Below are 25549 nucleotides of genomic sequence, written 5' to 3'. Positions count from 1 at the left end.
GCGACTGCGGCTCTTTTTCTATCGGTCTCAACCCCGTGGGATGTGGGTATCGACAGCGGAATATTTCATGCGGTTGTTGTCGACCCAGTTTTTCAGCAGCGCATTGACCTGACGATTGAAGGTGTCAGTGATGGCAGCCTTGGGGGTGTTACCCGCCAGCGGCAGGAACCAGATACCCATCCAAGTGTTGACCGCGTCATGATTGCTGGTCTTGCCCAACGGCTGGCCCTGATTGTCCAAGGTTTCCAGGCTCACGGTGTACTGGTCGGTTGCCAGCGCAGGAACGACCGTGAACGTGAGGCCGCTGATGAACGCCCAGACCATTTGCCCACCGCCTGGCGCATGGTTGTAGACCTTCAGGCGAAGGCTGTAGTCGCCGGGTTGCTTCTGGAATTCGTCGAACACTACACGCCCGAAAAGCCCTGATTCATCGAAGGCTCGCTTCAGATCGGGCTTGAGCATGTCACGGGCCTGAGGCACCTCGGTGGCTTTGGCATTGTCGGGTTCGCCCTGATAGAAATCGAAGTCGACATAGACGTTCGGTTTGTTCGAATAGCTGGCCATCGAAGGCAGATTCACGGGGGCGACTTCATCTTTGGTGAAACTGGCGCATCCACTGAGGCTCAAGGCCAAGGCAAGGCCTATGGCTTTTCCAAATTGCATATCGACTTCCTTGCTTAATGTATTGATGCCGCTCACAGAGAGGGGGGACGGATTCTAGCGATATTTGCTTGAAATCAAAAGGCCATCACTCTCTGCCCTCGCCCGCGTTTTTCCATTGACGAGGCTGAGGGATGAGCTGGAGCGACCGAGCGGGTTCGGCCTACTAAAGGGACGCGGCTCGCAATCACCCGCTAAACAGTCGGCACCCGGTGTAACGAAGGTCGTTGGACAGGCATCTGCTGCCAAGCCAGCTGTGCCTGAACAATGGCGACCGCCTCCAGCACTTTATGGGCCCAGCCGTCATCTTCCGGATGCACCACGACAACACGAAAGCCATGGTCATCACCTTCAATCTGTACGCCTTCGGAATCATCGACATGCAAGTCGATATCGAACGCCGGCGGATACTTCGAGGGTGCGTTCGACAGCCCATGGTCCGTTAGCGCCTGATTGTGCAGCACGCTGTTGACCACACCATCGACGCGGATGCCGTAGAGCAACAGCCAACGCCGGATGTAGGACGGCGTGCGGCCGGACGATGTATAGACCCAGATGCTGCAATCCTGGCGGCGCAGCTCTCGGATCAGGGAGCGTGTCCCCCTGCGCAATGGCTCACCCAGCCAGCGATGAACACAGGCCGGCAATCGGCTTTGTTCGACTTCGCAGTGGTGAAGTTGGCAGGCGAGCGTGTCATCGATATCAAACGAAATGCGTATGCGCTGCCGCCTGGACATCTGCATCGGGATAGCCCAGCGGACGGCCTGCCCTGCCCGGCTGCCGAAGATTTTGCATTTGGCGAGCGCTGAATTCCCGCTCATCAATGGCCACCCTGAGAGAGGGGCAAAGACTTGCCCTTGAGAAAAAACTTCATCGGGTCAGGCGCTTGTTCTTCCAGGAAGGCTGCGTATTTTTTCTTGATCTTGGGCAGTTCGTACAACGCCTTGACTCCATGTTTGGCAGAGTTGCGTATAACCGATGACGGGTTGAAATAGCCTTTGGCGTTTTCCAGCGTCAACACGAAAGGTGGCAAACCCGCGCGCATGAGCAGGTAGCTGACGATGAGCGACCCACTGCGGTTGTTCCCTTCAATGAACAACTGCGGCTTGCTGAGAATGCGCACATAGACGCCAGCCGCACGCTTCCAGACGGACTCGCTGCGATACGTGCAATACCAATTGAACAAGTCCTTGATGCCTCCCTCAACGTTGTTGAAGAAATGCGCCTCGGTCGCGGCCAGGTGCTGGGCGTATTCCACGCGGCGCGTCGGGTCTCGGCCACAAAGCACCGTGGCGTTGATCTCGAGCATCAGGTTCAGGTGCTGAAGGTCGAACAGATCGACGCCGCGGGCAACATAGTCGTCAATCAACGCGTAGCCTTCAAGCACGTTTTGCAGCACTTCGTCAGTCAAGGGATCGCGTGGCTCCGTGAAGTGCCGACTGAGCTCGGCGAAGCGGTGTTGCACTTCGCGCAGTGCATGTTCAATCGCAGGCAAATCAAGGCGATGCGTAGCAGGCATTGGTGCTCCTTGGAAACGCTTGGTAAATGTCTACCGGATGCCCGCCAAATCCATTTGGCTTCTGCAGGTATGCGGCCTTGACCGGATGTATGGTTAGCTGAACTTGCCGCTGATGTAGTCACCGGTCATCTGTTCACGTGGGTTGTCGAAAATCTGCGTCGTCGGGCCCATTTCAACCAGATAGCCGGTGCGCGTGCCCTGGGAAATATCCACCGAGAAGAACGCCGTCGTGTCAGCGACACGGATGGCTTGCTGCATGTTGTGGGTGACCAGCGCGATGGTGTAATCCTTCTTCAACTCGACCATCAATTCCTCGACCCGCCGGGTAGCGATCGGGTCGAGTGCCGAACAGGGCTCATCCAGCAGCAGGACTTCCGGCTCGGTGGCGATGGCGCGGGCGATGCACAGGCGTTGTTGCTGGCCGCCGGAGAGCGACAGGCCGCTGACCTTGAGCTTGTCCTTGACTTCATCCCACAGGGCGGCGCCTTGCAGCGCATGCTTGACCCGATCGCCTATATCGCCTTTGTAGCGGTTGAGGCGCAGGCCAAACGCGACGTTGTCGAAGATGCTCATCGAGAACGGGTTCGGCTGTTGGAACACCATGCCGATGTAACGGCGCACGACCACCGGATCAACGCCCTTGCCATAGACATCTTGCCCGAGGAAATGCACATGGCCTTCGAAACGGAAACCTTTCACCAGATCGTTCATCCGGTTGAGGCTGCGCAGCACGGTACTCTTGCCGCAGCCGGATGGCCCGATGAAACCGGTGATCTTGTTTTTCTCGATCGGCACATGGCTGTCACGCACCGCCATGAAGTTGCCGTAGAAAATCTTGTCCAGTTTGCAGTCCATGACTACAGGCGCCTGGGTGACAAACGGAGCGGCTATTTGCGCAGTGGATACGTTCAAGATCAGATGCTCCCGTTCTTAATACTTGGGCTTGCCGAAGATACGGCTGATGATATTCACGACCAGCACGATCATCACCAGCACCAGTGAGGCCGCCCATGCGAGCTCGAGCTGGTTGTCGAACGGCATGCCGGAGAAGTTGTAGATCAACACGGCAAGCGATGCCGTCGGGTTCATGACCTCGAGGCTGCCTTGGTGGTAGATCCAGTAGTTGCTGAACAGCGCGGTAAACAACAACGGCGCTGTTTCGCCCGCGGCACGTGCCACCGCCAGCATGACGCCGGTCAGGATCGCCGGCATGCCGGTGGGCAAGACGATCTTCCAGATCACCTGCGAGCGGGTGCAGCCCATGCCATAGGCGGCATCCTTCATGATCTTGGGCACCATTCGCATCGACTCTTCCGCCGTCAGCACGACGATAGGCAGCATCAGGACTGCCAGCGCTACGCCACCGGCCGGTGCCGAATAAGTGCCGGTGGTCATCACCACCAGGGCGTAAGCGAACACCCCGGCCAGAATCGATGGCAGCCCCGTGAGCATCTTGGCGGCAAAGCGCGCCGCGTTCGCCAGTTTGCTGTCCGGCCCCAGTTCAGCCAGGAAAATCGCCGCCATGATGCCCACCGGCACCGCGATTGCCGCCGCGATACCTACCATCACAAAGGTACCGGCCATTGCGTTGCCGAAGCCCCCGCCCATCTCGAAGCCCGTCGGCGGCAGTTCGGTGAAGACTTCCAGGTTCAGGCGAGCGCCGCCGCGGGTGATCAGCATGTAGAGCACGGAAATCAACGGCACGCTGGCCAGAAGCGCCCCGCCCCAGACCAGGGTGGTCAGGATCAGGCTGCGCAGGGCGCGGCCCTCGAACTTGCGCTGCAGGCTGGGCATTGCGCCTGCCGGAGCCGTCAAGTCTGTTGCAGCAGTCAGGTCGGTCATCACTTATTACCCCGTTGGGCGTACATCATGATCAAGGAGCCAAAGACGTTCACGATCAACGTGATCAACATCAGCACCAGTGCGGCATACATCAACACCTCGATCTCGTTCGGCCCGGCTTCGGGGAAGTTCAGGGCCAGCAAGGCCGCCAGGGTGTTGGCCGGTGCGAACAGCGAAAGGGAAATGTTATTCGCGTTGCCTACCAGCATGGCCAGCGCCATCGTTTCACCCAGCGCACGTCCCAGGCCAAGTACCAGAGAACCGAAAATGCCCGTGGCGGCCGACGGCACCATCACCTTGAGAATCGCTTCCCAATGGGTGGTCCCCATGCCGTAGGCGGCCTGCTTGGTTTTCATCGGTACGCCCGTGAGCGCATCCTGCGAAACAGCGGCAATGGTTGGAAGAATCATGATGGCGAGCACCAACGCCGCAGGCAGCAGCCCCGGCCCGCTCAAGGATGTGCCGAAAAATGGCACCCAGCCGAGTTCGCTGTTCAACCAGGTGGTCAGTGGCCGAATCGCCGGAATCACCACGTAGATCCCCCACAGGCCGTAGACGACGCTGGGGATGGCCGCGAGTAATTCGACAATGGTCCGGAAAATGGCGGCGAGCTTGGGAGGCAGGAAGTCCTGGGTCAGGAAAATCGCCATGCTGACGCCGAAAAAGCCCGCGATCAGCAATGCGATGAAGGCACTGTAGAGCGTGCCCCAGATTGCCGGCAGGATGCCGTATTTACCCTGGTTCACGTCCCAGACAGTGCCTAGGAGTACATCGAACCCGTGCTTTTCCATGCCAGGCAGCGCCTTGCGTCCCACTTCGAACACGAGGGCAAATACCAACGCCAGAACCAGAATGACCCCAATACGCGCAAGCGCACGAAAGGTGCGATCAACCAGGAAGTCCTTCGCGGACGGTGGTTGGCAGGCAGAATCTGGATTAACCGGTACGACAAAGGGTTTGTTCATTGGCTAAGTCCGGAACAGGGGGGAAACTCTCCCGGCATGGCTGACAGCACACACCGAGAGAGGCCTCAGGCGTTACTGAATGTTGGCGGACGCTTTGCGAACCTGCTCGACAACCGACTGCGGCAACGGGATATAACCCATCGAGTCGGCAATTTTCTGCCCTTCGGTCAGGCTGTATTCGACCATTTCACGCATGGCCTTGGCCTTGGCCGGGTTGCCGTTGTTCTTGCGGAAAATCATCCAGGTGTAGGAGGTGATCGGGTACGACTTGGCGCCGTCTGGATCAGGCAACCAGGACACCAGGCTATCCGGCATCTTCACCGCTGCCAGAGCCTCGGCACCACTCTCGGCGTTTGGCACGACATAGTGGCCGGCCTTGTTCTGCAACTGGGCAAAATCAACCTTGGCAAGTTTGGCGAAGCCGTATTCGATGTAGCCAATCGCGCCCGGGGTCTGGCGCACGGTAGCCGTCACGCCATCGTTCTTCGGCGACTTGATGAACTTGTCGCTGGCCGGCCAGTTGACGGTGTTGCCCTCCCCCAGCGCCTGCTTGAACTCCGGATTGATGGTTGCCAAGTGCTTGGTGAATACCGCGGTCGTACCGCTGGAATCCGCACGCACCACCACCGTGATCGGCGTATCGGACAGTTTCAGGTCCGGGTTGGCAGCGACGATCTGCGGATCGTTCCAGCGGGTGATCTTGCCCAGGAAAATGTTGGAGTACACATCGCGTGGCAATTTCAAGCCTTTTGGGTTGCCCGGCAGGTTATAGGCCAGCACGATTTCCCCAGCGGTCATCGGCAGCAACTGCACACCTTCGGCAACCTTGGCGATATCTTCGTCTTTCATTGCCGAGTCACTGGCGGCGAAATCAACGGTTTTATTCAGAAAGTCCTGTACACCCGCGCCACTGCCCTTGGATTGGTAATCCACAGTGACACCTTCGGATTTCTTGCTGAAATCCTTGAACCAGGTCAGGTAGATCGGCGCCGGAAAACTCGCGCCAGAACCCGTCAGACGGACGCTTTCTGCAGCGAATGTCGCCGAAGTGGCACCAAGAGAAAGCGTAACGGCGAGCGCAACAGACTTCATCAAACTTTTCATTGAAAGAATTCCTTGTGATGACGGGCTGGGGAACTCTGCAACAGTCGTGTTACGTTTTTATGAAGATCGAATGGCAAAGGGGCAAATGTCCCTTTTTGTGCCGCCGCACCGACATGAAAAGCTCGCGCACCCGCGCGCACCGGCGTTTTGCAGAGCCTGAAAAAGTGGAAGTCATATCGCCGATTGATCGGATCGCAACGCTGAGGCGCATTGATGCCGGCAGCGCTGGGGCTGCTTGCAGGTCCTAAGGACCCGTTCGAGGGGTTGCCGTCATGGACGGCGAGTGCTGGGACGTATCAGTGACGCAACAACCTACGCAGCGGAACCCCATCCTTGAGCACGGGGGATTTGATGACGATGTAACTGAAGTACTTGGAAATGCCGATGTTCTTGTCCAGCAACCCTTCGATCACTTCCTGGTAATGCTGGATGCTGCACGTCATGAAGCGCACCAGGTAATCGTAACCGCCGCTGATCAAATGGCACTCCAGTACCTCATCGACCAAGCGAATATTGGATTCGAACTTGGCGAAGTCTTCCCGCTTGTGGTCGCTGAGGGTGATTTCAGTGAAGACCGTGACCGAGTCAGTGATCTTGGCCAGGTTGAGATGAGCCCTGTAGCCGGAAATATAACCAGCCGACTCGAGCCGTTTGACTCGCTGCAGGCATGGGCTGGATGACAGGCCCACGGCATCGGCGAGACTGACGTTGGTCATTCGACCGTCCTTTTGAAGTTCAACAAGGATACTGATATCAATTCGGTCTAGTTTTATTAAACCTTCCATCGGGTACCCCTCGGTTGTCTTCAGGTTGACAGTGGTTTTAGCAAATTCAACGCCGCAAAGATAGCTGATGCTGAGCGACGAGGTCGGCCATGCTGGTGATGTAGAAATCGGCGGAATATGCTTGATTATCAGGCTCATGGCCACGACGGATCAGGCACAAGCCCGACGACTTTGGCGGGTGTGCGGGCGGCCTGGACACCTGCATGATGTTTTCAGGTTTGAGCTTGTTCGCCAGCAACCATGCCTCGTCCTCCAATGGATTGCTGGCGCGGGAATGCAAGTCCTCGGGGGGGATTCCCAGGCGTTCGCAGAGCGGGTCACGATCTTCGGCATCACGATCGCAGTACACCAGCAGCCGGTAGAATTTGCGCAGGTACAACATGGCACCGGGCGCGTCCTCGAACAGCGACCAGTTGCAGGCCGAACGGGCAAAGCTCATGCCCTCCTCCCAACTGACCTTGAGCCCCAGGCGCTCTGCCAGTTGGCGATGGGCAAAGCACAACAAACCACTGAAGCCCAGTTCGGAAAAACGCGGATAGAGCCCGCGCACCGTCTCGTCGAACTCAGCCAGCACCACTTCCCTGCCTGGCACGTCCGGATGGTTGTCGAGCAAAGGTTGCAGGGCCGTCCAGACACCGGAATCCCGATCGACCAGGACTTCGTCACAATCGATCAGCAGCGCACGATAATCAGTCAGGTGCATGTGTGTCGCCTCCCGTGATGCATTCATCCATCCATATGCTCTAAATGCTTTCGGTCGGCCCGTCACTGCAGCGGGCCGACCGAGGCCTGAGATTAATCCAACACGCGGAGCAATGCTGCCTCAAGGATGGTCAGTGCTTCGTCGATCTGACTTTCTTCGGTGACCAGGGGCGCCAGGAAGCGCAGAACATTTCGGTACACCCCGCATTTGATCACCAATAGCCCGCCTACCCTGGCCTGGTCGATCAGTTGTTGGGTGAGTTCGGCATCGGGGCTGCGGGCCTCATCGTTCTTGATCAATTCGATGGCCAGCATGAAGCCGGTACCGCGCACGTCACCGATGCGCGGGTGACGTGCCTGCAAGCGCAGCAGCCCCTGACGCAGCCGCTCGCCCAGGACCTGGCCACGTTCGAGCAACTGCTCCTGTTCGTAAGCGTCGATCACCGCCAGCGCGGCGGCACAGGACAAGGCGTTGCCGCCATAGGTGCCGCCAAGACCACCGGGCAATGGCGCGTCCATGATGTGCGCACGCCCCACCACGCCCGAAATGGGCAAGCCACCTGCCAGGCTCTTGGCGACAGTGACCAGGTCCGGCTGAATGCCGGCGTGCTGAAAACCGAACCATTTGCCGGTACGGCCGAAACCGGTCTGGATTTCATCGAGGATGAGCACGATGCCGTGTTGCTCGGTCAGGGTCCGCAGCGCCTGGAGAAATTCGGGCGGTGCAGGAAGGAAGCCGCCGTCGCCCTGCACCGGCTCGATGATGATCGCCGCGACTCGATCCGGAGCGACTTGGGTCGCCAGCAACTCATTCAGGGCCTGCAGCGCCATCTCGCTGCTGAACCCGCGGTAGGCATTCGGGTATGGGGTATGGAAGACCTCCGGTGCGAAGGGCCCGAAGTTCTGCTTGTAGGGCTGGCTCATGCCTGTCAGCGTCGTACCCAGCAAGGTCCGCCCATGAAAACCGCCACGAAAGGAAATGACGGCGGGACGATTGGTATGGGCGCGGGCGATCTTCACCGCGTTCTCCACCGCCTCCGCGCCAGAGGTGAACAGCGCCGCCTTGTAGGCCTGCTGACCACCCACCAACCCACACAGGCGCTTGACCAGGTCGAGATAGGGCTTGTAGGCCACCACCTGGAAGCAAGCATGGCTGACCTTTTGCAATTGGGCCTGCACGGCCGCGACTACCTTCGGATGATTGTGACCGATGTTCAAGACGCCAATGCCGCCGACGAAATCCAGGTAGCGCGCCCCGTCCACGTCCCACACTTCAGCCCCCTGAGCCCGGTCGATGACCAGCGGATGGGCGGTGACCAGACCTCGAGGCACGAATTGATCGCGTTGACGGAGCAAACTAGGGGTTTCTTCGACTTTACTGTTCATGGCATCTCCCACAGTGAACCGGGCAACCGGGAAACGGCTGCGATGTGTTCCACAGGTTAAGCGTTCGACGCGATTGTCTAAGCCGAACTTGGCCTCTGGGAAATTCGGATCGACTGTTTTCACCCCGGCAAACAGCAGATTCCTTCAGCCGCCTCCAGCCCGATGGAATCTGCCGGCAGACGCCCTATACAACGCAGCGATGTGTGATTACGCAGGTTCTTTTGATACATCCTGCTTTACCAGTCGGGCATGCTGGAGCTTCCCTATCCAGTACGAGAAGTGACCCATGGCCCTGCTTTATAAAGCCGACCCGGTACGCGGCGAACAATGGAAGCGTCTGTTCGCCGAGCACGCGCCGGATATCGAATGGCGTGCCTGGCCGGACATCGGCGATCCAAAGGATATTCGCTACCTCGCCGCCTGGCAGGCGCCGGACGACCTCGAAACACGGCTGCCAAACCTGGAGGTGCTGTTCGCCTTGTCGGCCGGGGTCGACCAGCTTGACCTTGATCGTCTGCCCACGTCCCTGCCCGTGGTCCGGTTACTCGACCCCGGCATCACCCGGGGCATGTGCGAGTACGCCAGTTTCGCCGTGCTCAGCCTGCACCGGGACATGCTCCGTTATCGCCAGCAACAGGTCGCCCGGTGCTGGCAGGCGCACTTGCTGCAGCCGGCGGCCCAGCGTCGGGTCGGTGTCATGGGGCTAGGCATGCAGGCCCGGCAGATCCTGGCCACCTTGCAGACCTTTGGCTTCGCCTTATCAGGTTGGGCACGCAGCGAACACCGCATCGCCGGGGTGGATTGCTTTGCCGGTGACGAACAGCTCCCGGCGTTCCTCGGCCAATGCGACATCGTGCTGTGTGTCTTGCCATTGACCGAGCAGACCAGAGGGATTCTCAACCGCCAGTCGTTCCAGCATCTGCCCAAGGGGGCTGCCCTGATCAACATGGGCCGTGGCGGGCACTTGATAGAAGAGGATCTGCTCGAGGCTCTGGCCAGCGGCCAGCTAAGTGCCGCGGTACTCGACGTATTGCAACAGGAGCCGGCAGCACCGGATCACCCGTTCTGGCAGCATCCGCAAATATTGCTGACGCCACATATCGCGGCGATGACCCAGCCCGAAAGCGCCTTTGGCGTGTTGCTGGACAATATCCGCCGCCACCAGCGCGGCGAATCGATGCTCGGCCAGATTGACCCTCAGCGCCGTTACTGACCTGCGCTTGTCATGCACCTACGAGAAAAACACCGACGGAAAATCCGCTGATATTTGCTGCTGAGCCTGCGCCAGATTTGAGCAATAACTGCGGCGTGCGACGCCGCAACTTATGCAATCTACCGAATCAATGTCCGCCTCTTGTCAGGCCTGGTGGCAGGTGAGATACCAATACTTTCAGCGGAGAAATCCGACCGGTCACGCTCCCTGTCCATGGAGATCTGTCATGTCCAACACGCAACGCCCTGCCTACACCTATCGCCCCATGACGTCTGCCGATGTGACATCGGCCCATGCGTTGTCCGTGCAGTTGAAGTGGCCCCACCGCCTGGAGGACTGGGCCATGCTGCAGCGTGTCTCGCAGGGTTTTGTCGCAGAGGACGAAGGCCGCCTGATCGGTACGGCGTTCACCTGCCCGCAGGGGGATTACGCCACGATCGGCCTGGTGATCGTCAGCGATGAGTACCAGGGCCAGGGCATCGGTCGCAAACTGATGGAGCTGGCGCTCCAGGCGTGCGGCTCGCGGACCGCCATGCTCAACGCGACGCTGGCCGGCGCGCCCCTTTATGCCAGCCAGGGCTTCGTTGACTTTGGACATGTCCAACAACACCAAGGCAACGTATCGCCTCCGGCCCCCATGGACCTGCCATCCGGTGAGCGCTTGCGCCACCTGACCGAAGCCGATCGAAACGACCTGATCGAACTCGCCGACGCCGGCAGCGGCCTGGACAGGCATGCCGTGCTCAACGATCTGTTCGAGCGTGTCGAAGACGTCGTGGGTATCGAGCGTGAGGGGCAACTGCGAGCGTTCGCCCTCCTGCGTCCCTTCGGTCGTGGTCGTTCCATCGGCCCGGTCGTTGCGGAAAACCCAGAGCAGGCCAAGCACCTGATCGCGGTGTTGTTGGCTCGAGTGCCGGATGCTTTCGTGCGCGTTGACATCCCTTCCGACTGCGGCCTCGGCCCGTGGTTGGAAGACGCCGGGCTGAGACAGGTCGACACCGTCGCCCAAATGGTTCGTGGGACCCCGCCCCAGGCCAGCGGCGGCGTGCAGCAATTTGCACTGGTGACCCAGGCCATCGGCTGACGCCTTACCTCACAGCGACACCATCCACTCTCCTGGAGAAATACCCTCATGCTAGAACCCACCGCCGTGCTGCTCGCACATGCCAACGGCACTCCCGCGTCAACAGCGTTCACCACCGGCACATTGGGCGCCAACGATCCTTTCGACAGGCAGATTGCTTATGTCGGGACGGATGACATTGCTGCCGGCGTCGTCCAGGCGAGCGGACAATTCAGCAGCGATCGATACCCCTACAGTGAAACGATCGTGGTCCACGCGGGGCGCGTGATCCTGCAGAGCCAGGATCACGCGCTCGAACTCAATCCGGGTGACAGCGCCGTGATCGCCCGTGGCACATCGGTTCAGATCGACGCGCTACCTGGCTCGTTCTGGGCATTCTGTGCCGATACCCAGCCTGTTGAAGCCGGCACTGTCGGGCTGACCGCCCTTCCCCCCTACACCCTGCTATCCCCTTCGACGCCTCCGAGTGAAGAGTTCCTGCTGAGCCCGACACCGCAATGTCGCTCGAACAACGTGTTCGTCGAGGACGCGACCAACCTGCGCATCGGCATCTGGGACTCGACACCCTATACCCGCAAGGCGCGGCCACACACGATGCATGAGCTGATGCACCTGATCGAGGGCAGCATCATTCTCCAGATCGCCGACGGTTCCGAACTGGCGGTCGACACGGGCGATACAGTGTTCGTGCCTCGAGGCGCCCCCTGCGCCTGGAAGAGCAGCGTCTATGTGCGCAAGGTCTACGTCTGCAAGTGATGTCTGGCGGGGCTTTTTGGGATTGGTAAGGCCACGCTCGCTCCCACATTGAATTTTCAGAAGCCACAGACCTCATGTACACCGAGGTCCCCTTGTGGGAGCGAGCTCGCTCGCGATGGCGGTGGTTCAGTTACATAGATGTTGGGTTTACTGGCCTCATCGCGAGCAAGCTCGCTCCCACAACAAGCGGGGGAACCAGGGCGGCCATAAGGCCGCCTCGTGGTGGAGGTTGATCTCGGAACACCTCAGTTCAAAGCGCCATCGCAATAGCCTGACCAACATCCTGGGTCGAGCCCTGCCCGCCTAGATCAGGCGTGATCGGCCCCTCGGCGATTACCTGCTCGATGGCCCTGAGAATCCCATCATGGGCCGCACGGTAGCGCTCATCGCCATTGCCGAGGAAGTCCAGCATCAAGGCGCCGGACCAGATCATCGCAATCGGGTTGGCGATGTTTCGTCCATAGATATCCGGCGCCGAGCCATGGACCGGTTCGAACAGCGAGGGGAACCGGCGCTCCGGGTCGAGGTTGGCCGACGGTGCAATGCCGATGGTGCCGGCGCAGGCAGGGCCCAGGTCGGACAGGATGTCGCCGAACAGATTCGAGGCCACAACCACATCGAAGCGATCGGGTTGAAGCACGAAGCGGGCGCAGAGGATATCGATGTGTTGCTTGTCCCAGGTGACGTCCGGGTACTGCTGCGCCATGAGCGCGGTGCGTTCGTCCCAGTACGGCATGCTGATGGAGATGCCATTGGACTTGGTCGCCGCGGTCAGGCGTTTGCGCGGCCGGGTCTGGGCCAGGTCGAAAGCGAACTTGAGAATCCGGTCCACGCCGCGGCGAGTGAACACCGACTCCTGCAGCACGAACTCATGTTCGGTACCTTCGAACATCTTGCCGCCGATCGAGGAATACTCGCCCTCGGTGTTTTCGCGGATCACCACGAAGTCGATGTCCCCGGCTTCGCGTCCCGCCAGCGGGCACGGTACACCGGGAAACAGCCGCACCGGCCGGATGTTCACGTATTGGTCGAAGTCCCGGCGAAACTTCAGCAGCGACCCCCACAGGGAAATGTGATCCGGTACCTTGTCCGGCCAGCCCACGGCGCCAAAGTAGATCGCGTCGAAGTCCTTGAGCTGCGCGAACCAGTCGGCAGGCATCATCTGCCCGTGTTCCAGGTAATAATCGCAGTGAGCCCAGTCGAGCACTTCGATGCTCAAATCCAATTGCCATTTCTTCGCGGCCTGCTCCAATACCCGCAGCCCTTCCGGCAGGACTTCCTTACCGATGCCGTCGCCGGCAATCGCGGCGATTCTGAATGGTTTGCTCATCAACCGTGCCTCCTCTCTTCAAATGCTGACCGGATCACAAGCCACCCATGTGGAAGGCTTTGACTTCAAGGAACTCGTCCAGGCCATACTTGCTGCCTTCACGCCCCAGGCCCGATTGCTTGATACCGCCAAAGGGGGCGACGTCCATGGAGATGAGTCCGGTATTGAGCCCGACCATGCCGAACTCCAGCGCCTCGCCGAACCGCCATGAGCGGCGCAAGTCCTGGGTGAAGAAATAGGCGGCCAAGCCGTAAGGCGTCGCGTTGGCCGAGGCCAGCGCCTCTTCTTCAGTGCTGAAGCGCATCAGCGGTGCAACCGGGCCGAAGGTCTCTTCATTGGCCAGCAGCATTCCGGCATGGGCCTCACCGAGCACCGTCGGCTGGACGAAGTGGCTGTCACCCTTGGGGATTTCACCACAGAGTAGACGAGCGCCCTGACTCAAGGCCTCGTCGATATGTCGAGCGACCTTGCTGACCGCCGCCGTATTGATCAGTGGGCCTATGTTCACGCCGGCGTCCAGGCCATCGCCGACCTTGAGCTTGCCCACCTCCTCCACCAGGCGCTGGGCGAAGCGCTCGTAGATCCCGTCCTGCACCAGGATCCGGTTGGCGCAGACGCAGGTCTGCCCGGCGTTGCGGAATTTGCTGAGCATGATGCCGGTCACGGCCTGCTCCAGGTCCGCGTCGTCGAACACGATGAACGGCGCGTTACCGCCCAGCTCCAGGCTCAAGCGCTTGATGTGTTCGGCGCTCTGGCGCATCAGCAGGCGACCGACCGCCGTGGACCCGGTGAAAGACAGCTTGCGCACTGTCGGGTTGCCGGTCAGTTCTTCACCAATGGCGGTGGGCATGCCGGTCACGACGTTGAACACCCCGGCCGGAATGCCGACCCGCTCGGCCAACACCGCCAGTGCCAGGGCCGACAGCGGGGTCAGGTCCGACGGCTTGACCACGATCGTGCACCCGGCGGCCAGGGCGGGCGCGCACTTGCGGGTGATCATCGCGTTGGGGAAGTTCCATGGGGTGATCGCGGCGCAGACACCGACCGGTTGCTTGAGGGTCAGCAAGCGGCGATCAGCGCTGGGGGCCTGGATGGTTTCGCCGTAGACCCGTCGGGCTTCTTCGGCGAACCATTTGACGAAGCTGGCACCGTAGCGAATTTCGCCCTGGGCTTCCGCCAGCGGCTTGCCCTGTTCGCAGGTCAAGATCAACGCCAGGTCATCGAGGTTGTCGATCATGGCCTGATACCAGCGATCCAGCAGCGCCGCCCGCTCTGCCGCCGGACGTGCACGCCAGGCCGGCCAGGCACGGTCGGCGGCTTCGACGGCGCGCCGGGTTTCACTGCCTTGTATCGCGGGCACCCTGGCGAGCACTTCGCCGGTGGCCGGGTTGATAACGTCCACGGTCGCGGCGTTGTCGGCGCCGACCCACTGACCGTCGATGTAAGCGCGTTCTACCAGCAGGCTGGGGTCTTTCAGGCGATTCTTGAGCATGGTGTCGGGTCCTGTTTTGAGACAGCCTTCAGTCTATTGTTTCGCCCTGGACGAGGATGCTGAAAACGCCGGCCCTACAGCCGTGAATGCTGAAAATCAGCCTTCGACGGCATGCTCTACCGCGGGTGGGGATTGATCGCCGTGCGCCTCGATCAGGCGATGAAACCCATGGGGCTGCAGGCGTGACGGAATGTTCAATCAGGCAAATTAGCGGTGCATCGAGCCCACTAACCCTTGCAGGAAGCGCTCGCCAGCGTCCATCTGGCTGATCTCGATGAATTCGTCAGGCTTGTGCGCCTGTTCTATCGAGCCTGGCCCGCAGACCACCACCGGCACATCCAGGCGTTGTTTGAACAAGCCGCCCTCGGTGCCGAATGAGACCTTGGCCGTGCCGGTGCCAGGCGCGGCAAAGTTTTTCAGGAAACGCACCGCTTCGACGCTCGGGTGGGTATCGAGGCCCGGATAGACGTTCAGGGTCTCGATTTCGATAGCGGCCACGCTGGAGAGCTTCCTGGCTTCGCCGACGATCAGTTCGGCGCGCTCACGCATCTGTTCCAGGAGCCCGTCCAGGTCGTCCGCCGGCAAGTTACGCACTTCGAAGTCCAGGGTGCACAAGTTGGGCACGATGTTCAGCGCCTTGCCGCCGACAATCTGTCCAACATGCACGGTGCTGTAGGGCACGTCGTAATCGGTGTCCCGGGCCCCCTGCTCTTGCAACTGCTGCTGGCTCAGGCGCAGCGCGGCAATGAAATCGCAGGCCACGTGAATCGCATTGACCGAGCGCGGTGCCAGGGAGGAATGCGCTTCCAGGCCGCGACAGTAAGTACGGTAAGAACCCTTGCCCTTGTGGCCGAGCACGAACTGCATATTGGTTGGCTCGCCGATCACGCACAGAAACGGCCGGACCGGTGCCAGGTGCAGCACATCGAGCAAACGACGCACCCCCACGCAACCGATCTCTTCGTCATGGGACAGGGCCAATTGCAATGGCCGGCTCAATGGCTGCTCGGTGGCCTCGAGCATGGCGTCGACAGCCAGTGCGATAAACCCCTTCATGTCGCAACTGCCACGGCCATAAATCCGCCCATCCTGCACCGTCGCCTCGAAGGCCGGAAAGGTCCAGGCCTGCCCCGCCGCCGGCACCACGTCGGTATGCCCGGACAGCAGGATCCCCGGCACGTCCCGTGGCCCGGTGCTGGCAAACAGATTGGCTTTCTTGCCGCTTTCATCCTGGACGATCAGTGACTCGATGCCCTTGGTCAGCAGCAGATCGCGCACGTACTCGATCAAGGCCATGTTCGATTCCGAGGAGACGGTATCGAAGGCCATCAGCCGTTTGAGAATGTCCAATACGCGGGGTTTCATGAGGCCTTGCTCCGTTGCTCGACTGAAAAGAAGAAACGCTTGATGTCGACCAGCCTGACGAAACGCCGGTTCATGCATACGCCGCCACGGTCACGTTGTTGGACTGCTGGGTCTTCATCAGTTCCGCACTGTCGTGGTGGCAGAGGATTTCACTGCCGCCCACGATCATCCGCCGTTGCGGCGCGACGCAATTGCACAAGCCGTCGACCCGCACCGGGCAGCGACTGAGGAAGGTGCACAGGCCGGGCACGTTGGCTTTGGGGCCAACGGGTGGCAGCGTTTGGCAGGTCGTGGCCCCACAGGTTTCCAGCCAGCCCTGGCGCAGTTCCGGTACGCAATGGATCAGCAGGTCGGTATACGGATGGAACGGTGCCTCGGCATAGGATTGGCGCGTGCCGGCCTGGATCTTGTGGCCGCTGTACATCACCACGATGTCGTCACACAAGGCGCGCACGGTGGAGATGTCGTGGCTGATGAACAGATAGGACACCCCCAGTTGCTGGCGCAAATCGCGCAGCAGTTCGAGAATCGCCGCACCGACCACGGTATCCAGCGCCGAAGTCACCTCGTCGCAGAGAATCAGGTCCGGCTTGGCCGCCAAGGCTCGGGCCAGGTTGACCCGTTGCTTCTGCCCGCCAGACAGCTCGTTCGGACGCCGCTGCGCCAGCGCCCGCGGCAAACGCACCAGGTCCAGCAATTCGCCGATACGCTCGCGCAACGCCGCGCCCTTGAGACCGAAATACATCTTCAGCGGACGGCTCAGGATCGTGCTGACGCTGTGCATCGGGTTGAGCGCGGTGTCGGCATTCTGGAAGACCATTTGAATGCGTCGGAACTGCTCGGGGGTGCGTGACGACAGGCTGCCCCCCAGGGGTTGGCCATCGAAGGTCAACCCGCCAAGGGCCGGCATCAACAATCCGGCCACGACCCGTGCCAGGGTCGATTTGCCAGAGCCCGACTCACCGATGACACCGATGGCCTGGCCCCTGCGAATCGTCAGGTCAATGTCTTCCAGCACGCGAATCGCCGGCATGCCCTGGGCATTTTTGTTGCCGTAGCCGGCGGTCAGCCCCTGGATGGTCAGCAGCGGCGTCTCTTGGGCGATGTCGCTCGGCGGACGGATCGTCGTATCTGGTCGCGCCGCCGCCAACAAACTGCGGGTGTATTCGTGGGCCGGGCCCTTGAGCAACGGTGCCGTGGCGCTGTGCTCGAAGATTTCACCGCCGTTGAGCACCACGATCTGGTCTGCCATCTGCGCCACGACCGCCAGGTCGTGAGACACATAGACGGCCGTGGCCCCACGTTCGCCGACCACTCGTTTGAAGGCCCGCAGCACATCGATCTGAGTTGTCACATCGAGGGCCGTGGTAGGCTCGTCGAGCACCACCAGCAACGGATCGCTGATCAGTGCCATGGCCGCCATCACCCGTTGCAGTTGTCCGCCGGACACCTGGTGAGGGTAGCGTCGGCCAATGCGCTCAGGGTCTGGCAGGGCCAGGTCGCGGAACAACTCGATGGCCTTGGCTTCAAGCACCGCCCGACTGCCCAGGCCATGAATCAGCGCGCCCTCCACCACTTGGTCGATCAGCTTTTTCGCCGGGTTGAATGCCGCTGCGGCGCTCTGGGCGATATAGGACACCCGGTTGCCCCGCAACTTCTGCAACTGGCTTTCGCTCGACGCCAGCATGTCATGCTCGCCGACCTGCACCACGCCACCCGCGAGGCGACAACCGCGCCGGGCATAACCGAGCAGCGCCAGGGCAATGGTGGTCTTGCCGGAACCGGACTCACCGATCAACGCCAACACTTCGCCCTTTTGCAGGGAAAAGCTGACACCCTTGACGATGTCCACTTCACCGCGCTCGCCACAGGCGACCACGCGCAGGTCCTGTACTCGGATCAATTCGCTCATTTCAATGACCTCCCGAACGTCGGCTACGTCGCGACGACAACCGGTCGATGAACAGATTCACACCGATGGTCAGGGTGCCGATGGCCAGGGCCGGAATCACAATGGCCGGCGCCCCCTGATTGAGGCCACCGATGTTCTCGCGCACCAGCGAGCCCAGGTCGGCATCCGGCGGTTGCACGCCCAGCCCCAGGAAACTCATGCCACTGAGCAGCAGCACGATAAAACCGAAGCGCAGGCCCAGGTCCGCCAGGACCGGGTTGAGTATGTTCGGCAGGATTTCCACACAAGCGATGTACAGCCGGCGCTCACCACGGGTACGGGCCACTTGCACGTATTCCAGGGCTTCGATATTCACCGCCATGCTGCGGGCGATGCGGAAAGCGCCGGGGGTGTAGCTCAACACCGCCGTGCAGATCAGCAAAGTGACCGAGGAGCCGAAGGCCGAGACCATGATCAGCGCCAACATCTTGCTGGGGATCGAGATGAACGCGTCCATCAGGCGACTGATCAGCTCATCCAGCCACTTTGGCGACACCACCGACAACAGCGCCAGGCTGGTGCCCAGGGTGCTGGACAACACCGCGGCCACCAACGCCAGGCCGACGGTGAAGCGTGCGCCGACAAGGATCCGGCTGAGCATGTCGCGGCCCAGGTAATCGGTGCCGAACGGGTACGTCGCGCTGAGGCTGTCGAAGACGTTGTCAGAGACCACCTCCCCCACCGGATGCGGCGCCAGCCACGGGCCGAAGATGGCCACCAGCAACCAGATCACACACATCGCGGCACCGACCAGGCCAAGCCAGGACTTTGCGTGGGCGTCTTTGCCCAGCCCCAGCGCAACGGCCGCCGTCGGGGACTTCACAATGAGATTGTTCATTGGTTTCTCAGCCTCGGGTTGGAAAGGATCGCGCACAGGTCGGCAATCAACACCAACGCCAGATACGCCGTACAAAACAACATGGTGCAGGCCTGCACCAGGGCCATATCGCGGTTGGTCACGGCATCGACCATCAAGCTGGCGATGCCAGGGTAGTTGAAGATCGTTTCCACGATCACCACCCCGCCCAACAGATAGGACAGGCTCAGGGCGATGGCATTGGCGATGGGGCCAATGGCATTGGGCAAGGCATGGCGAAGGACGATCCGGATATTGCTGACGCCCTTGAGGCGGGCCATTTCCACGTAAGGGCTGTCGAGCTGATCGATCACCGCCGCCCGGGTCATGCGCGACATTTGCGCGACAATCACGCAGCACAGCGTCATCACCGGCAAGGCGTAGGTGCGCATGAAATGCCAGGGTGAGGTGATGTCACTGGCGTAGGACAGTGCCGACAACCAGCCCAGGTTCACGGCGAATATCAGCACCGCCAGGGTGGCGACCAGAAACTCCGGCACCGCCACCATGGTCAAGGTGAAGAAGCTCAGGAAACTGTCGATACGCCCGCCCCGTCCCATCGCCGAACCGATACCCAGGGTCAAGGCCACAGGCACCGACACCAGCGCCGTGGCAGCCGCCAGCATCAGGGTGTTGGGGACCCGGCCGGCCATCAAGTCGACGACCGGCGTGGCATTGGACATCGACATCCCCAAATCACCGCTGAGCAGGCTCGTCAGCCAATGCAGGTAACGCAACACACCGGGCTGGTCCAATCCCATTTTCATCCGCAGGGCCGCCACCTGTTCCGGTGTGGCGAACTGGCCCAGCGCCTGTTGCGCCGCGTCCCCCGGCAGCACTGCCGTGATGGCGAACACCACCATGGAGACAATCAACAAGGTCACGACCGCCGCCCCCAGGCGGCGGCCGATCAACCAGAGTGTGTTGCTGTTCATCATCCGACCCTCACGCAATATGGCCCAAACCCGACGGTCATCAGGCATCCAGCCAGACTTGCTCGGCAAACATGTAGCCCATGAAACCGCCCAGGGGGTTGGCGCCGTAACCCTTTACGCGCTGATCGGCGCCATCGATGTTGCTGATGAATACCGGTACGCCGATGCCACAGTGCTCATGCACCAGCACCTGCATGTCGCCGTACATCTTGCCGCGCTTGACCTCGTCGGTTTCACCTCGGGCCTGCACCAACAGCTGGTCGAACTGTTCGTTTTTCCAAGCGGATTCATTCCACGGTGCGCTCGACTGGAAGAACTGCGAGAACAGCATGTCGGCATTGGGCCGCGGGTTGATGTTGCCAAAGCTCAATGGGTGCTTGGCCCAGTGGTTGGACCAGTAGCCATCGCTCGGCAGGCGGTTGACGTTGAGCTTGAGTCCCGCCTCCTTGGCGGACTGCTGCAGCAACACCGCGACGTCCACCGAGCCGGTCGCCGCTGGCGAGCACATCAGCGGCATGCTGATGTCTTGCATGCCGGCCTTCTTGAGCAGGAACTTGGCCTGTTCCGGATCGTAGGCCCGTTGTGGCAACTCGGCATTGTGGAAACGTGCCCCGGGAGCGATCGGATGATCGTTGCCGACCCTGGCATAGCCCCGGAAGATCGCCGACTTGATCTGTTCCCGATCCAGCAGCAGCTTCATGGCCTGGGTGAATTCCGGACTTTTGCCCGGCATCTGGTCCTGGCGGATGATCAGGTCAGTGTAGTTGCCCGACGGTGAATCGATGACCTGGTGCTTGGCGCTGGCCTTGATGCGGGTCGTCGAGCGTGGGTTGACCTCGTTGACGATGTGCACGTCCCCCGACAACAGGGCGTTGATCCGTGACGATTCGTCGGCAATGCCGATGAATTCGATCTCGTCCAGGTACGGCAAGCCGGGTTTCCAGTAGTTGGTATTGCGCACACCAATGGAGCGCACCCCGGGCTTGAACTCCTTGACCTTGAACGGACCGGTACCGATGCCCTGGCTGAAATCGCTGGTGCCCTCGGGAACGATCAACATGTGGGAGACGGCCAGGATCGACGGCAGCTCCGCGTTGGGACCGCTCAACTGTATCTGCACTTCGTGGGGGCCGACGGCTTTGACTTCGGCGAACTGCGACGCCAGCGACAGGACCTTGGAACCGGTGATCGGGTCCTTGTGCCGCAGCAGCGAAAACACCACGTCGGCAGCGGTCAGTGCCTTGCCATTGTGGAAGGTCACTTCCTTGCGCAGGCTGATCACCCAAAGCGTGGCGTCGGTGGTGTCGATACGCTCGGCCAGTTCCAGTTGCGGCACCATGTGGCTGTCGAAACGCGTCAGCCCGTTATAGAACATGTAATGGCGCACATAGTCGGTGGACGACGAACCTTTGGCTGGGTCCAGGGTGTCGGCGGTGGAACTGGTCGAGCCGGCGACGCGAATGCGCCCGCCAGGCTTGCCTTTGCCAGGGGCGGCGGGTTCCTCATCGGCGAACAGCTTGCCGGCGGCGCCGAACAGGCTGCCCGCTCCTGCCACGGCCACCCCGGCCAACCCCAGCATTTGCAATGCATTGCGGCGTGACATGCCGCGATTGAGCCCTTCGAAAATGCGCAGACTTTCCGTACCTGTTATCAGCTGGGTGTCGATACTGTTTTTTTCGTCAGTCATGTCAGTTCTACCTTTCGGAAATGGCTCGATTGCTCGCGATTAACGCAATGTGTTGAAACGTGAAGCGTCTCCCGCAACTCAGTGCAAATAGTCTTGAAGGCGGTAGTACGCACCGACCAGAGGCAAAAACCAGGGTTTGCCGAAATGACCGGGGATGGCCGGCCAATCGAGTTCGCGCCAAGGGTTGGCCTCGACCTTGCCCGCCATGACGTCGGCCATGACTTGCCCCATGTGCACCGACATTTGCACACCATGGCCGCTGTAGCCCATGGAGTGATAAACCCCTCCGTGCTGGCCGGCCCGGGGCAGCCGATCGGAGGTCATGTCCACCAATCCGCCCCAGCAATAGTCGATCTTCACCTGGGCCAGCTGCGGGAACATCTGCACCATCGCCGCGTGCAAGACTTTGCCGCTCTTGGCATCGGACACGCTGTCAGACATGGCAAACCGTGCCCGCCCGCCAAACAGCAGGCGGTTGTCCGGGGTCAGGCGGAAGTAGTTACCGATCATGCGGCTGGTGACATAGGAACGGTGCGCCGGCAGCAAGCTGTCGATCAGCGCCTGGGGCAACACCTCGGTGGCGATCACGAAACTGCCCACCGGCACGATCCGCCGCCGATACCAGCCCAACCCACCCTGCTGGGAGGTGCCGGTGGCCAGCAGGACCTGCGTGGCCTGTAGCGATCCCTTGGTGGTATTGACCCGATAGCCGCCGGCACTGGCTTTCCAGTCCGTGACGGAGACGCCCTGGAAAATCAAGGCGCCGTGACGGACGGCGGCCTCGGCCAACCCGACCCCGAAGCGCCCGACGTGCATCTGCACGCCGTTGCGCTGCAACAAGCCGCCATGGAACTGGGCCGAGTTGACTTCAGCGCGGGTCTCTTGCGCAGACAGCAATTCGACCTCGGCATCGACCTCGCGCCGAATCAATTCGCAGGTGCGCGCCAAACCTTCGTAATGCATGGGCTTGGCCGCCAGCTTGAGCTTGCCATTGCGTGTGAAGTTGCAGGCAATCTGTTCCTGCTCCACCAGCGAGACAACGCTCTGCACGGCGCTTTCATAGGCCTGGTAATAGGCGCGGGCTTTATCGGCGCCGAGGCTGGCACTCAGGGCCGCGTAGTCCTGGGCCACGCCGGTATTGCACTGGCCGCCATTGCGCCCCGACGCCTCGCCAATGATCCGCCCGCCTTCCAGCACCACCACATTGGCCCCCTTCAAGGCCAGGGCCCGGGCCGCGGCCAGGCCAGTGAAACCACCACCGACGATGGCCACATCGACCTGCCCGGGCAACGCACCGAGCTGGGCACCGGTAAATGCCGGTGCGGTATCGAGCCAATAAGACTCACTGCCCATGTCTAACCCCTTATGCCTTGAAGAGTGTCCAAAGACTCAGAGACCGACCAGGCCGGCCAATCCGCCGATGTCCGGGATCTGGTGGTAGTGGTAGCCAGCATTTCCAGGCAGTTCATGACCACGGGCCACGAACGCTTTGTGCTTGATCTTCATGTCGTGGGCCGACATCAGGTCATAACGGAAGCTCGAGGACACGTGCAGGACATCCTCCGGCCCGCAGCCGAGGTTATCGAGCATGAATTCGAAGGCCGCCAGGCGCGGCTTGTAGGCTTGGGCTTGTTGAGCCGTGAAGACTTTATGGAACGGTGCGCCGAGCTTGTCGACGTTGGACATGATCTGCTCGTCCATCGCGTTGGAGAAAATCACCAGGGGAATCTTGTCGGCGATTTTCGACAGGCCGGCCGGTACGTCGGCATGGGGTCCCCAGGTCGGGACGGCATCGTAGTAGAGCTGACCTTCGCCTTTGTACTCGACACCCCAACGCTTGCAGACCCGGGCCAGGGCAGTCTTGAGAATTTCATCATAGGGCCGCCAGTCACCCATCACCTGGTCCAGGCGATAGGCCGAGAAATCCTTGACGAACTGGTCCATCTGCTCGGCAGGGACCCGATCGGCGAACAGTTCGCGCGTCATGGTCCCCATCTGAAAATTGGTCAACGTGCCGTAGCAGTCAAAGGTAATGAACTTGGGGCGAAGGAAGCTCATGAGTGCAGTCCTGAGTGATGGTTAAGGTCATGAGGGGCAAGCGGTTGCGCCGTTCCGAAAGCCTGGGTGCAACGCTGCATCACGGATTTATTACAGCATCATGAGACCGTGCATAAACGGTTAAAAGTATAGGCCCCTTGGCACAAACCACCGTTTTTCGGGGCCTGCTCAGCAGACTGTGCGGGATGCGCCATGCACGGGCATTTGCGCCGTTTTCAAGGCGTTTGCGGACATTTATGGTGCGTAAAAAACCACTGGAAACGCCACGCACGGCAGAATCTACGCCTGCAAATGAAAACGGGCGCAGCCCCTTGGGATGCGCCCGTTCAGTGTTTTGCCGGTGAGTTTCCGGCGCCTCAGAACTCCGCGACCTTGCCCCAGGCCGAAGATTGGAAACGGTCCGGGTGATAGGGACGCGGATCAACCAGTGGCGGCATGTCACAGACAATGTCGGCGATCAAATGACCCGCACCCGGGCCGATGCCGAAGCCATGGCCACTGAACCCCGCCGCCAGCACCAGGCCAGGCAAGCTGGCCATCTCGCCGATGCCCGGGACCCCGTCAGGCGTGCTGTCAACATAACCTGCCCAGGCTGCGGTGACCGACGAGGTTTTCAGCAGCGGGATCAGGTCTACCGCGCGCTTGTAAGTCAACTCGACCGTCGAGGCGTCTGCCTTGGGATCGAGAATTCGCATGCGTTCCATCGGCGTCGGCTGGTCCAACCGCCAGCGCCCCAAGCCCTCGTGTCCCGATTGAAAGCCTTCCAGGCCGCCCGGGGCCAGCTTGCGCCAACGACGCTGGAACATCGGCAGGAACTGCGGGGCGAAACGCAGCAATTGCAAGGTAGGGTCAACACGCCCTCGGCCACTGATGGCCAGCGTGATCCCGCCATCGGAGCGACGGGTCATGGAGACTTCATCCGTGTGGAGCGCGTCCGGTATCTCTTGGGCACTCTTGGAAACCGACAGTATCGTCTGGCGAATGGACGCCTGGGGAAACCGGATGCCGTACTGACGGCAGAAAGAGGACGCCCATGCGCCACCGGCGAGCACCGCGAGCCTGGTGCGAATGGTGCCCTTCTCGGTGACGACGGCAGACAACCGGCCACCCTCGGTCTCGAGGCCACGAGCGGCGCAGCCCTGGTGCACCGTGCCGCCCAGTTTAATGATGGCCCGTGCGACCGCCGGGGCGGCACGGGATGGGTCTGCCGTACCGTCGGTAGGTGAAAAGACCCCGCCTTTCCAAGGCTTGCCGGTCACCCGCCCATGTTGAGCGGCCTGCTCCGCCGTCAGCATGTGGGTTTTCACATTGACGGTACGGGCGAACTCCCCCCATTTCGCCCAACCGGCCAGCTCTTTCTCGTTGTTGCTCAAGTAGAGCAAGCCACACCTTCTGAAACCTGTGTCCTCACCGGTCTCTGCCGCGAACTGCTCCCAAAGATCCAGGCTCTTGGTCGACAGCGGCAGTTCGCGAGCGTCTCGATTCTGCTGACGGCACCAACCCCAGTTTCGACTCGACTGCTCCGCACCCACGCGGCCTTTCTCCACCAGCGCGACCTTCATGCCGCGCTTGGCCAGGTAATAGGCCGTGAAGGTTCCGATAATGCCGCCGCCGATCACGACAACGTCAGCGTGCGTCGGAAGCTCAGAATTCGTCTCTACGGAAATTAACGGTGCTGGCATTTTAGGGATGTCCATGAAGGCCGGGGAATTTGAAGGTACGTCTTCTTCAGACGGTCGCGGGTGCATCGCCATGCACTGAGGGCAGCGACCAGGGCAAGCCGCTACTTCGTTCTGGAAGCATCAGTGCCACGCTGAATCATGGTGTTATTACAACACCAAGAAACCGTGCATAAACGG

The 25549-nt window shown here is 60.8% G+C and carries 23 protein-coding genes; 3 read left to right on the top strand and 20 right to left on the bottom strand.

The genetic code is table 11. The features are described from left to right. Nucleotides 1-27: 27 nt before the first annotated feature. From BLO80_RS02735 to gabT, 10 genes are all read right to left on the bottom strand, one after another. A complete protein-coding gene (locus tag BLO80_RS02735; protein ID WP_092326586.1) occupies nt 28-663 on the bottom strand; it encodes a hypothetical protein in 636 nt (211 codons plus the stop codon). Between the two features lie 191 nt (nt 664-854). Next, nucleotides 855-1481: a hypothetical protein gene (locus BLO80_RS02730; RefSeq protein ID WP_371856653.1), complete on the bottom strand. Its 627-nt coding sequence runs from the start codon at nt 1479-1481 to the stop codon at nt 855-857. After that, nucleotides 1481-2179 carry a Fic family protein gene (locus tag BLO80_RS02725; protein ID WP_092326585.1) on the bottom strand — a complete coding sequence of 233 codons (699 nt, stop codon included), beginning with the start codon at nt 2177-2179 and terminating at the stop codon, nt 1481-1483. Before BLO80_RS02725 ends, BLO80_RS02730 begins: the two co-directional genes overlap by 1 nt. 93 nt (nt 2180-2272) lie before the next feature. After that, a complete protein-coding gene (gene pstB / locus BLO80_RS02720) occupies nt 2273-3034 on the bottom strand; it encodes a phosphate ABC transporter ATP-binding protein PstB (RefSeq protein WP_025214260.1) in 762 nt (253 codons plus the stop codon). 75 nt (nt 3035-3109) lie between these two features. Further along, nucleotides 3110-4021 carry a phosphate ABC transporter permease PstA gene (gene pstA, locus BLO80_RS02715; RefSeq protein ID WP_060742349.1) on the bottom strand — a complete coding sequence of 304 codons (912 nt, stop codon included), beginning with the start codon at nt 4019-4021 and terminating at the stop codon, nt 3110-3112. Beyond that, nucleotides 4021-4986 (bottom strand): phosphate ABC transporter permease subunit PstC, encoded by a 966-nt coding sequence (gene pstC / locus BLO80_RS02710; RefSeq protein WP_060742350.1) that lies wholly within the window; start codon nt 4984-4986, stop codon nt 4021-4023. The genes pstA and pstC overlap by 1 nt, the downstream gene beginning before the upstream one ends. Before the next feature lie 72 nt (nt 4987-5058). Next, complete coding sequence (gene pstS, locus BLO80_RS02705) at nt 5059-6090, bottom strand: phosphate ABC transporter substrate-binding protein PstS (protein ID WP_092199665.1); 1032 nt, start codon at nt 6088-6090, stop codon at nt 5059-5061. A 296-nt stretch (nt 6091-6386) separates the two neighbouring features. Then, nucleotides 6387-6875, bottom strand: coding sequence for an Lrp/AsnC family transcriptional regulator (locus BLO80_RS02700; RefSeq protein WP_008146530.1), 489 nt, complete (start codon nt 6873-6875; stop codon nt 6387-6389). Between the two features lie 46 nt (nt 6876-6921). Further along, on the bottom strand, nt 6922-7578 hold the full coding sequence (locus tag BLO80_RS02695; protein ID WP_092326583.1) for an HAD family hydrolase: 657 nt from the start codon (nt 7576-7578) through the stop codon (nt 6922-6924). A gap of 92 nt (nt 7579-7670) precedes the next feature. Continuing rightward, nucleotides 7671-8963: a 4-aminobutyrate--2-oxoglutarate transaminase gene (gene gabT / locus BLO80_RS02690; RefSeq protein ID WP_092326582.1), complete on the bottom strand. Its 1293-nt coding sequence runs from the start codon at nt 8961-8963 to the stop codon at nt 7671-7673. A 286-nt stretch (nt 8964-9249) separates the two neighbouring features. Between gabT and BLO80_RS02685 the strand changes: the two genes are divergently transcribed. The 3 genes from BLO80_RS02685 (at nt 9250) to BLO80_RS02675 (ending at nt 12016) form a co-directional block, all read left to right on the top strand. Next, nucleotides 9250-10176 (top strand): 2-hydroxyacid dehydrogenase, encoded by a 927-nt coding sequence (locus tag BLO80_RS02685; RefSeq protein ID WP_092326580.1) that lies wholly within the window; start codon nt 9250-9252, stop codon nt 10174-10176. Nucleotides 10177-10402: 226 nt separating this feature from the next. Next, nucleotides 10403-11260: a GNAT family N-acetyltransferase gene (locus BLO80_RS02680; protein ID WP_092326579.1), complete on the top strand. Its 858-nt coding sequence runs from the start codon at nt 10403-10405 to the stop codon at nt 11258-11260. Nucleotides 11261-11308: 48 nt separating this feature from the next. Next, nucleotides 11309-12016: a cupin domain-containing protein gene (locus BLO80_RS02675; RefSeq protein WP_092326577.1), complete on the top strand. Its 708-nt coding sequence runs from the start codon at nt 11309-11311 to the stop codon at nt 12014-12016. Nucleotides 12017-12266: 250 nt separating this feature from the next. On the opposite strand, the gene BLO80_RS02670 is transcribed toward BLO80_RS02675, so the two are convergent. The 10 genes from BLO80_RS02670 to BLO80_RS02625 all read right to left on the bottom strand — a co-directional run bounded on the left by BLO80_RS02670 (nt 12267) and on the right by BLO80_RS02625 (nt 25372). After that, nucleotides 12267-13346 (bottom strand): tartrate dehydrogenase, encoded by a 1080-nt coding sequence (locus BLO80_RS02670; RefSeq protein WP_060742358.1) that lies wholly within the window; start codon nt 13344-13346, stop codon nt 12267-12269. Nucleotides 13347-13380: 34 nt separating this feature from the next. After that, the gene (locus BLO80_RS02665) at nt 13381-14838 is read right to left on the bottom strand and encodes an NAD-dependent succinate-semialdehyde dehydrogenase (protein WP_092326575.1); all 1458 of its coding nucleotides are present in this window, start codon (nt 14836-14838) and stop codon (nt 13381-13383) included. A 207-nt stretch (nt 14839-15045) separates the two neighbouring features. Then, the gene (gene argE / locus BLO80_RS02660; protein ID WP_092326574.1) at nt 15046-16203 is read right to left on the bottom strand and encodes an acetylornithine deacetylase; all 1158 of its coding nucleotides are present in this window, start codon (nt 16201-16203) and stop codon (nt 15046-15048) included. 70 nt (nt 16204-16273) lie between these two features. Continuing rightward, nucleotides 16274-18115, bottom strand: coding sequence for an ABC transporter ATP-binding protein (locus tag BLO80_RS02655; RefSeq protein WP_092326572.1), 1842 nt, complete (start codon nt 18113-18115; stop codon nt 16274-16276). 1 nt (nt 18116) lies between these two features. Beyond that, nucleotides 18117-18992 carry an ABC transporter permease gene (locus tag BLO80_RS02650; RefSeq protein WP_053121195.1) on the bottom strand — a complete coding sequence of 292 codons (876 nt, stop codon included), beginning with the start codon at nt 18990-18992 and terminating at the stop codon, nt 18117-18119. Beyond that, on the bottom strand, nt 18989-19945 hold the full coding sequence (locus tag BLO80_RS02645; RefSeq protein WP_092326711.1) for an ABC transporter permease: 957 nt from the start codon (nt 19943-19945) through the stop codon (nt 18989-18991). The genes BLO80_RS02650 and BLO80_RS02645 overlap by 4 nt, the downstream gene beginning before the upstream one ends. Nucleotides 19946-19985: 40 nt before the next feature. Beyond that, the gene (locus tag BLO80_RS02640; RefSeq protein WP_092326570.1) at nt 19986-21632 is read right to left on the bottom strand and encodes an ABC transporter substrate-binding protein; all 1647 of its coding nucleotides are present in this window, start codon (nt 21630-21632) and stop codon (nt 19986-19988) included. Between the two features lie 78 nt (nt 21633-21710). Then, nucleotides 21711-22985: an NAD(P)/FAD-dependent oxidoreductase gene (locus BLO80_RS02635; RefSeq protein WP_092326569.1), complete on the bottom strand. Its 1275-nt coding sequence runs from the start codon at nt 22983-22985 to the stop codon at nt 21711-21713. A 36-nt stretch (nt 22986-23021) separates the two neighbouring features. Further along, the gene (locus BLO80_RS02630) at nt 23022-23690 is read right to left on the bottom strand and encodes a haloacid dehalogenase type II (RefSeq protein ID WP_092326567.1); all 669 of its coding nucleotides are present in this window, start codon (nt 23688-23690) and stop codon (nt 23022-23024) included. A gap of 356 nt (nt 23691-24046) precedes the next feature. Further along, nucleotides 24047-25372 (bottom strand): NAD(P)/FAD-dependent oxidoreductase, encoded by a 1326-nt coding sequence (locus BLO80_RS02625; RefSeq protein WP_092326566.1) that lies wholly within the window; start codon nt 25370-25372, stop codon nt 24047-24049. Nucleotides 25373-25549: the final 177 nt, after the last annotated feature.

It is taken from the genome of Pseudomonas sp. NFACC56-3 (assembly GCF_900100025.1).
Lineage (GTDB): Bacteria > Pseudomonadota > Gammaproteobacteria > Pseudomonadales > Pseudomonadaceae > Aquipseudomonas > Aquipseudomonas fluorescens_AA.
Note: the sequence above shows the minus strand (reverse complement) of the source record. Positions and strands in the feature narration are given on the sequence as shown.

What these genes read in the sequence shown, in the direction of transcription:
- BLO80_RS02735 (WP_092326586.1), bottom strand. Translation starts at nt 663, where the DNA reads ATGCAATTTGGAAAAGCCATAGGCCTTGCCTTGGCCTTGAGCCTCAGT.
- BLO80_RS02730 (WP_371856653.1), bottom strand. Translation starts at nt 1,481, where the DNA reads ATGAGCGGGAATTCAGCGCTCGCCAAATGCAAAATCTTCGGCAGCCGG.
- BLO80_RS02725 (WP_092326585.1), bottom strand. Translation starts at nt 2,179, where the DNA reads ATGCCTGCTACGCATCGCCTTGATTTGCCTGCGATTGAACATGCACTG.
- pstB (WP_025214260.1), bottom strand. Translation starts at nt 3,034, where the DNA reads ATGGACTGCAAACTGGACAAGATTTTCTACGGCAACTTCATGGCGGTG.
- pstA (WP_060742349.1), bottom strand. Translation starts at nt 4,021, where the DNA reads ATGACCGACCTGACTGCTGCAACAGACTTGACGGCTCCGGCAGGCGCA.
- pstC (WP_060742350.1), bottom strand. Translation starts at nt 4,986, where the DNA reads ATGAACAAACCCTTTGTCGTACCGGTTAATCCAGATTCTGCCTGCCAA.
- pstS (WP_092199665.1), bottom strand. Translation starts at nt 6,090, where the DNA reads ATGAAAAGTTTGATGAAGTCTGTTGCGCTCGCCGTTACGCTTTCTCTT.
- BLO80_RS02700 (WP_008146530.1), bottom strand. Translation starts at nt 6,875, where the DNA reads ATGGAAGGTTTAATAAAACTAGACCGAATTGATATCAGTATCCTTGTT.
- BLO80_RS02695 (WP_092326583.1), bottom strand. Translation starts at nt 7,578, where the DNA reads ATGCACCTGACTGATTATCGTGCGCTGCTGATCGATTGTGACGAAGTC.
- gabT (WP_092326582.1), bottom strand. Translation starts at nt 8,963, where the DNA reads ATGAACAGTAAAGTCGAAGAAACCCCTAGTTTGCTCCGTCAACGCGAT.
- BLO80_RS02685 (WP_092326580.1), top strand. Translation starts at nt 9,250, where the DNA reads ATGGCCCTGCTTTATAAAGCCGACCCGGTACGCGGCGAACAATGGAAG.
- BLO80_RS02680 (WP_092326579.1), top strand. Translation starts at nt 10,403, where the DNA reads ATGTCCAACACGCAACGCCCTGCCTACACCTATCGCCCCATGACGTCT.
- BLO80_RS02675 (WP_092326577.1), top strand. Translation starts at nt 11,309, where the DNA reads ATGCTAGAACCCACCGCCGTGCTGCTCGCACATGCCAACGGCACTCCC.
- BLO80_RS02670 (WP_060742358.1), bottom strand. Translation starts at nt 13,346, where the DNA reads ATGAGCAAACCATTCAGAATCGCCGCGATTGCCGGCGACGGCATCGGT.
- BLO80_RS02665 (WP_092326575.1), bottom strand. Translation starts at nt 14,838, where the DNA reads ATGCTCAAGAATCGCCTGAAAGACCCCAGCCTGCTGGTAGAACGCGCT.
- argE (WP_092326574.1), bottom strand. Translation starts at nt 16,203, where the DNA reads ATGAAACCCCGCGTATTGGACATTCTCAAACGGCTGATGGCCTTCGAT.
- BLO80_RS02655 (WP_092326572.1), bottom strand. Translation starts at nt 18,115, where the DNA reads ATGAGCGAATTGATCCGAGTACAGGACCTGCGCGTGGTCGCCTGTGGC.
- BLO80_RS02650 (WP_053121195.1), bottom strand. Translation starts at nt 18,992, where the DNA reads ATGAACAATCTCATTGTGAAGTCCCCGACGGCGGCCGTTGCGCTGGGG.
- BLO80_RS02645 (WP_092326711.1), bottom strand. Translation starts at nt 19,945, where the DNA reads ATGAACAGCAACACACTCTGGTTGATCGGCCGCCGCCTGGGGGCGGCG.
- BLO80_RS02640 (WP_092326570.1), bottom strand. Translation starts at nt 21,632, where the DNA reads ATGACTGACGAAAAAAACAGTATCGACACCCAGCTGATAACAGGTACG.
- BLO80_RS02635 (WP_092326569.1), bottom strand. Translation starts at nt 22,985, where the DNA reads ATGGGCAGTGAGTCTTATTGGCTCGATACCGCACCGGCATTTACCGGT.
- BLO80_RS02630 (WP_092326567.1), bottom strand. Translation starts at nt 23,690, where the DNA reads ATGAGCTTCCTTCGCCCCAAGTTCATTACCTTTGACTGCTACGGCACG.
- BLO80_RS02625 (WP_092326566.1), bottom strand. Translation starts at nt 25,372, where the DNA reads ATGCCAGCACCGTTAATTTCCGTAGAGACGAATTCTGAGCTTCCGACG.